Source organism: Dietzia sp. B19, from assembly GCF_014145155.1.
Taxonomy (GTDB): Bacteria; Actinomycetota; Actinomycetes; order Mycobacteriales; family Mycobacteriaceae; genus Dietzia; species Dietzia natronolimnaea.
In genome coordinates, this window is the sequence record NZ_JAALED010000214.1 from 1 (window position 1) to 7048 (window position 7048).

Genomic DNA, 7048 nt, shown 5'->3' on the forward strand with positions numbered 1-7048 from the left:
CGCACCGTCCGGCCCGGCCGCAGCGTGGAGCTGCTCGAGGCCACCGCCTCCGCAGGCGGGCGGCCCGCCCTGGTGGCCCGCGGATGGCGGATGCGGTCGACTCCGGAGGACTTCCCGGTGCACGGCGACCACACCGGTCCCGAGGTGCCGAACGCCCCGCGCGAACGGGGGGCGATGATGTCCTTCGCGTACGCGGACGGATACCTGTCCGTGGTGGACTTCTCGTTCGACCACGGCGACGGGGACGCCCTGGGGCCGGCCCGCGCGTGGGGTCGGAGCCGGCTCGACCTGCTCGAGGGCGAATCGATGACCGGGTGGCAGCACACGATCCTGGTGGCGGACTCGGCGAGCGGGATCTCCCTGGCCACCGACCCGCTCACTCATCCGGCGGTCAACTGCGACCTGGTGGTCTCGCTGCACCGGGAACCGGAACCGGGGTGGGTGCATCTGGACTCCGAGACGGTGGGCGGCCCCGGTCGCGGCGTCATCACCGACACGCTCCTGTCCGACGACCGGGGACGGATCGGCCGCAGCGTCCAGAACCTGTACGGGCGCAGGGCCGGATGAGAGCATGGCCGCGTGAGGTCGCGGTCGGGGTGACGGGCGGATCCGGGCCGAGCGGAGACCCAGGTCACCGGACTCGTCCCGCGTGTCGCACCGCAGGTAGAGTGGCTGGTCGGCCCGATTCCCCCCGAGAGCAGACGAGGTACCCGCGCACGTGATCACCATCGACGACCTGGAGGTGCGCGCCGGCGTGCGCACCCTGCTCCACATGGACGGGTCCTCGTTGCGGGTCCAGCCGGGCGACCGGATCGGTCTGGTGGGCAGGAACGGTGCTGGTAAGACGACGACGATGAGGATCCTCGCCGGCGAGGGTGAGCCGTACGCGGGGACAGTCGTCTCGACCAGCGACGTGGGGTACCTGCCGCAGGATCCCCGCGAGGGCAACATGGATCAGCTCGCGCGCAGCCGGGTCCTGTCGGCCCGCGGGCTGGATGTGCTGATGGTCCAGATGACCGAAGCGCAGGACGAGATGGTCGCCGCCCCGGACGACGCGGCGATGGACAAGGCCGTGCGGAAGTACGGCCGGCTCGAGGACGAGTTCTCCGCGCGGGGTGGGTACGAGGCCGAGAGCGAGGCCGCCCGCATCTGCAACAGCCTCGGACTCGAGGAGCGGATCCTCACCCAGAACCTCGGCACGCTGTCGGGCGGTCAGCGCCGACGGGTGGAGTTGGCGCGGATCCTGTTCGCCGCCTCGGACGGGGCCGGCAAGTCCCAGACCATGTTGCTGCTGGACGAGCCCACCAACCACCTCGACGCCGACTCGATCACCTGGCTGCGCTCGTTCCTCGAGAAGCACGAGGGCGGGTTGATCATCATCTCCCACGACGTCGAGCTGCTCGAGGCCGTGGTCAACCGGGTGTGGTTCCTCGACGCCGTGCGCGGGGAGATCGACGCCTACAACATGGGGTGGCAGAAGTACCTCGACGCCCGCGCCACCGATGAGGCCCGGCGCCGCCGCGAGCGCGCGAACGCCGAGAAGAAGGCCTCCGCCCTCAAGACGCAGGCCGCCAAGCTGGGTGCCAAGGCGACCAAGGCCGCCTCGGCCAAGCAGATGATCCGTCGCGCCGAGACCATGATGAACCAGCTCGACGCGGTGCGGGTGGCCGACAAGGTGGCGCACATCAAGTTCCCCACCCCGGCCGCGTGCGGCAAGACCCCGATGTTCGCCAAGGGCCTGACCAAGATGTACGGCTCCCTCGAGGTCTTCGCCGGGGTCGACCTGGCGATCGACAAGGGCAGCCGGGTGGTGGTGCTGGGGTACAACGGCGCCGGCAAGACCACCCTGCTCAAGCTCCTCGCAGGGGTCGAGCGCACCGACGGTGAGGGCGGCGTCGTCTCCGGCCACGGCCTGAAGGTGGGCTACTTCGCCCAGGAGCACGACACCCTCGACATGGACGCCAGCGTGTGGGAGAACATCCGCCACGCCGCGCCGGACGCGGGGGAGCAGGAGCTGCGCAGCCTGCTGGGGGCGTTCATGTTCACCGGCCCCCAACTCGAGCAGCCGACAGGCACGCTCTCCGGCGGTGAGCGCACGCGTCTGGCGCTGGCCGGGCTGGTGTCCTCGGCGGCCAACGTGCTGCTGCTCGACGAGCCCACCAACAACCTCGACCCGATCTCACGAGAGCAGGTTCTCGACGCTCTACGGACGTACGAGGGTGCGGTCGTCCTGGTCACCCACGACCCCGGCGCCGTCGAGGCGCTCGAGCCGGAGCGGGTCATCATCCTGCCGGACGGCACGGAGGACCTGTGGAACCAGGAGTACATGGAGATCGTCGAACTCGCGTAACCGAGCGAAGCGAGGGCACGCGACGTTCGCGCATCTTCCCGTCGAACTCGCGTGAGCCTGCGACCGCGACGTCGGAGTGAATGAGGGTGGCTTTATGGTAATCGACCAGGCTGGCATATGGGCGAATATTATTGGAGGCTCAATCGCTGGCCTTGTGTCAGGACTATTGATCTCAACAACCCTATGGGCGATTAGCCACTTCTCAAGACCGAAGTTTGAGTACTTCGATGTCGGCAACGGACTCGGGCACTTCTACTACAATCGGTATCGACCAATCATCGTTGGTGGCAGCTTTGTATTGGGACACGGTTCGGCTCTCATCGAACGGAGCGCCCGAGGCGGGCTTGCCGGTTTTTATATGGGCCCAATGCACGACCAAGTGTTCTCCACTTCGACTTACCTGCCAGCGAACGGCGGATTATCGACCGGAGAAACCGTAGGAATATCGTACCGATATGCACCATTTCGTTACTGGTGGAGTTGCGACGCCCGACATGCCGCCTTCTTCCAAGAGTTTAACCCAGTCGATTTGTACTCGTCTCGTGCGAAAAACAGAAAAGAAGCCAGAAAAGACCCGGAATATTCCGCGATCCGGAAGTCTTCGAAGAATTGGAAGCTGGCACACGTAGTACTTAAACCGAGCGCGACTAGAACCAGTTAGATAACTGCAATCGACAAACTATCCCCCTAGGGGACAGGCCCAAAGAGATTACTGGAAAAAGAACTACACTAGCCAGATTTTTCCGCGTCGAGAAGCCCGATAATCTTCCTAAGCGTAGCCCATCCGCCGCGCGATGACCTCAATTGCCCACTCGACAGGCAACGCCTCAGAGAACTTGAGCTTGTCGATCAGGGTCGGAGGTACCGCAGGAAGCGGCCGCTCGCTCTCCGGCAGTGACTCCCAGAACTCAAGTCGCTCCGCTGCAGGCGCAGTCGGCATGCCTTCGTACAAGGTGATCGCATCAGGTTGGACGATCCCGCCTTGCGGCGCCAGTTCCTCGCCCAATGCTGACCCGAGCGCCGCCTGGTACCGACGGTTCGCGGCACTGCCCTCGTAAGTCCACCATTTCCGGACGTTGTCCGTGGTCGTCCAGACCGGGCCGTGATGACTCACCGTGTGGCGCAACCGCTCCTCGTCTACAGCGAGCGAAGCCCGAGCGCGTGCTGTGAGTCGAATCTGTTCGGGAAGTTCGCCCAGCAGTACAGCGCGCATGCCCTGCGCGACCTGCCGACCGATGTCGGCGCCCCCGAACCCGTACCGTGCTCTGCCGCCGCCCGCGGCGGGCTCCACCTGCACCCGGTGCCTGGGCCAGTTGATGTCGGTGACCTTCCAGGACCGCCCGGCAAGAAGCAGATGGATCGGCCCGTCGCCGCTAGTGAGAGCCCTCCACTCTACGGTGCCCACCTCCTGCCGGCCGGCCAGAACGGTGAACTCCCGAGGCATCGCAAAGGTGGTGAGCAGGTCCATGAAGTGGCGGCGGCCGAATACTCTCTCGGCGTCGGGCCCGAGGAACAGGGCGCCGCCGTCGACGTTGAGGTAGCCCCGCTCCACCAGGAAGTCGACGATCAGCTCGGCGGGACGCTCCAGGGTGTCCACATGCATGAGCGGTGTCGCCGCCCACCGGTCCTGCCAGCCATACCGCGGCAGCGCGCCCTCCTGCAGCATCGCGGCCATGATCTGCTGCGCTACCAGGTGCAGAGGCACCGGAGGGGGCACAACGGGCTCGACGTACCCGGAGCCCCAGGCGTGCAGCAGCCCCAGCGTCCGGAGCAGGTGCCGCGGTTCCGTGGCGATGAACAGGCAGTTGCGGACGGTGCCAGCGCGCCGTCCGGTCCGGCCGAGTCGCTGGAGGAAGCTCGACACGGTGGTCGGGGCACCGATCTGGATCATCCGGTCCAGATCCCCGATGTCGATGCCCAGCTCGAGGGTTGAAGTCGCCACGATCACGCAGTCGCGCGCTTCGGCAAAGGCCAGCTCGGACCGCCTCCGTTCCTCGGCGGAGAGCGACGAGTGCGAGAGGTACACGTCCACGTCGAAGCCCCGGAGCATCGATGCGAGCTCCTCGGCCTGCCGTCGACTGTCCACAAAAACGAGCCGCTTCTGCCCCCGGTACAGCTTGGACAGCAACACAGCGGCGGAGTCGAGAGTGTCGACTGCGTCCACGACGATGTCCGCGTCACCGGCAACAGGCCGGACCGCCTCACCCACGGCGACGCCCGGCGCGATCACCCGACCGGCCCTCCCGTCGACGCCGCCCTGCAACCACCGCAGCAGCTCCTCGGGGTTGCCGACGGTTGCGCTCATCCCGATCCGCTGCAGCGGCCGTCCGACCAGGTGCTCGAGGCGCGAGAGGACGGCGGACAGGTGCCATCCGCGATCGTCGCCGGCAAAGGCGTGCACCTCGTCGATCACCACGGTCCGTAGGTTTGCGAACAGCGTGCGGTGGTCGGTCTTGGTGGAGGCCAGCATCGCCTCGATGGATTCGGGCGTGGTGAGCAGGATGTCCGGGGGGTCGGCACGGATGGCTCTGCGGGCGCTCTCGCCGACGTCCCCGTGCCACACCTCGACGCGGCGACCCATCCACGCGGTGTAGTCGACCAGACGCACGGCGAGGTTGTTGAGCAGCGCCTTGAGCGGGGTCACGTACAGCACGGTCAGCCCGGCCCAGTCCTCGTGGGCCATGCGGGTGAGCACGGGGAAGACGGCGGCCTCGGTCTTGCCGCCGGCGGTCGGCGCGAGCAGTAGGGCGTCCTCACCGGCGATGAGCGGCCGGACGGACTCCTCCTGCAGTGGCCGCAGGCCGGGCCAGCCGAGGGAGTTGACGACGTGGTGCTGCAGTAGCGGGTGCAGGGCGGGGAAGCCCTGCGGGGCGCGGTGGTCCATCTAGAGCTCGATGGCGTCGGGGTCGTCGATGAGTGACGACGACGAGCTCGCCAACGCGGACCGTTCGCTCTGACTGAGGTCGGACGCGTCGAGCGTCGGGGTGAAGTGCTGTCGCGGGAGGAAGTCCGGGAACATCTCGACGCGATCCAGGCAGTCGACGAGCATCCGCAGGTACTGACGGGGTGCGATCCCCACCTGGCCGCCGAGTTTTCCCGCCACGGACTCGGCGAGCACGCGCAGGTAGGCGTCGTCGACGAGGGTGGTGACCCGCTGGGCTGCGGCGGGGTCGAGGCCGACCGCGTAGAGGTCACGCACGCGCGATCCCACCTCGACCAGTCGGTCGAAGTCGAAGGCCTGAAGCCGGATCTGCGGTTGCCGGGGGTTATCGAATCGGGGGTCGGCGTCGAACTTCACGCCGATCCGTTGGTCGAGCGGAGGCAGCCGCTTGATGCCCTGCTGTCCTTCGAAGAAGGCGCTGGTCCCGGTGATGAGCAGGTACATCCCGGGGTAGCGCCCCGAATCGAGCTCGTCTATCCACTGCCGCAGAGCATTGAGCGCCTTCTCCCGGACGTCGCCGCGCATGCGCTGGAGGGTCTCGACCTCATCCAGGACCAACAGAAGCCCGCGGTGGCCGGAGCCGGCGAGCACCTGGAGTAGCCCCTGAAAGAAGCCCATCGCCAGGAAGTGGTCGAGTTCGCCCTTCACCCCGGCTGCTCGTTTAGCAGACGCGGCAACGTTGCGCTGACCCCCGAGCCAGGCTGCAAGCCCGTCGGCCACCTCGATATCATCGTTGAGCAATGCGTCCCGATACCCCCGCAGGGCGAGCGGGAACACGGGCGCAGCATCGGCGACGGAGCGCAGTCTGTCCTCGAGCAGCTCGGCGGCGTTTGCTCCGGAGGAGGCCGCGTCGTCTTCCACTCCGAGGAGCCAGTCGTCGAGGACCGCCCGGAATGCCTGTCGAGAGACGGCGGGGGTGCGGAGTTCTTCGCAGGCCCTCCGGTACACGGTCTCGAGCCGATGCAGGGGCGTCTCGAGTTCGGAGATCTGGACCTCGGACACGGCGAACCCGCGGTCGAGAGCCTGCTGCTGGAGCCAGCGCGCGAAGAAGGTCTTGCCGGAGCCGTACTCGCCCCGCACTGCCTTGAACACGGCGGCGCCACCGGCGACCTTGTCCAGCTCTTCTCCCAGGACGGGCGCCAGTCGGTCGAGGCCCACGGCGAGCTGGTCCAGCCCGTCGGCGGGGACGGTGCCGCGGCGGAGTGCGTCGATGATCGCGGTACGGCGGGCGGGGGAGACGGTCATCTACAGTCCGAACTGTTCAAAGAGGGTCTGGGACGCCAGCACCACGTCGTTGTCCTCACGCTCGAGGACCGGCATGCCGTCGACGTTGACCACCTTCTGGATCCTCGCGATGGTGCCGCTGATCTGGAGCGCGTTGAGCCCGAGCGTTGTCCCGAGCACGGCGATGGGCATGCGGCCGTTGTTGGCGGCGATGGCTCGGAGCACGTCCGCCAACTCGGCCGGGCTGGGCTTGAGCTGTTGGGCCTTGACCCGCTCATTGAAGTACGGGGTACGGCCGAGATCGGCGAACTTGTCGGCGGGCTTGGCATGTGTAGCTCGAGCGGGAGTTGCGGTGGGCTCGTCGCCGTCGAACGAATCGAACAGCGACACCTGCTCGGTGGCACGTGCCGCCTTGCGCCTAGAACCGCTCTTCGGGGTGGCGGGCCGCCCGGCCGTCGGTTGCCCCCCGGCCGAACCGATCCCGGTCGCTGAGGTCGGCGCGGCGTCCGCCGACGCCTCCGAGGCCGCCGTCG

The 7048-nt window shown here is 67.4% G+C and carries 5 protein-coding genes; 2 read left to right on the forward strand and 3 right to left on the reverse strand.

What is annotated here, in order from left to right:
- Both G6020_RS07095 and G6020_RS07100 read left to right on the forward strand, forming a co-directional pair.
- The coding region (locus G6020_RS07095) for an acyl-CoA thioesterase domain-containing protein (RefSeq protein ID WP_182610137.1) at window positions 1-567 on the forward strand (567 nt) is incomplete at its 5' end.
- A gap of 151 nt (window positions 568-718) precedes the next feature.
- Window positions 719-2350, forward strand: coding sequence for an ATP-binding cassette domain-containing protein (locus G6020_RS07100; protein ID WP_182610138.1), 1632 nt, complete (start codon window positions 719-721; stop codon window positions 2348-2350).
- Window positions 2351-3119: 769 nt separating this feature from the next.
- Here G6020_RS07100 and G6020_RS07105 read toward each other — a convergent pair.
- The 3 genes from G6020_RS07105 to G6020_RS07115 all read right to left on the reverse strand — a co-directional run.
- Window positions 3120-5234: a DEAD/DEAH box helicase gene (locus G6020_RS07105; RefSeq protein ID WP_182610139.1), complete on the reverse strand. Its 2115-nt coding sequence runs from the start codon at window positions 5232-5234 to the stop codon at window positions 3120-3122.
- Window positions 5235-6536 carry a BREX system ATP-binding protein BrxD gene (gene brxD, locus G6020_RS07110; RefSeq protein WP_182610140.1) on the reverse strand — a complete coding sequence of 434 codons (1302 nt, stop codon included), beginning with the start codon at window positions 6534-6536 and terminating at the stop codon, window positions 5235-5237. It abuts the gene before it with no gap.
- A partial coding sequence (locus tag G6020_RS07115; RefSeq protein WP_206682215.1) for a hypothetical protein occupies window positions 6537-7048 on the reverse strand: 512 nt, incomplete at its 5' end.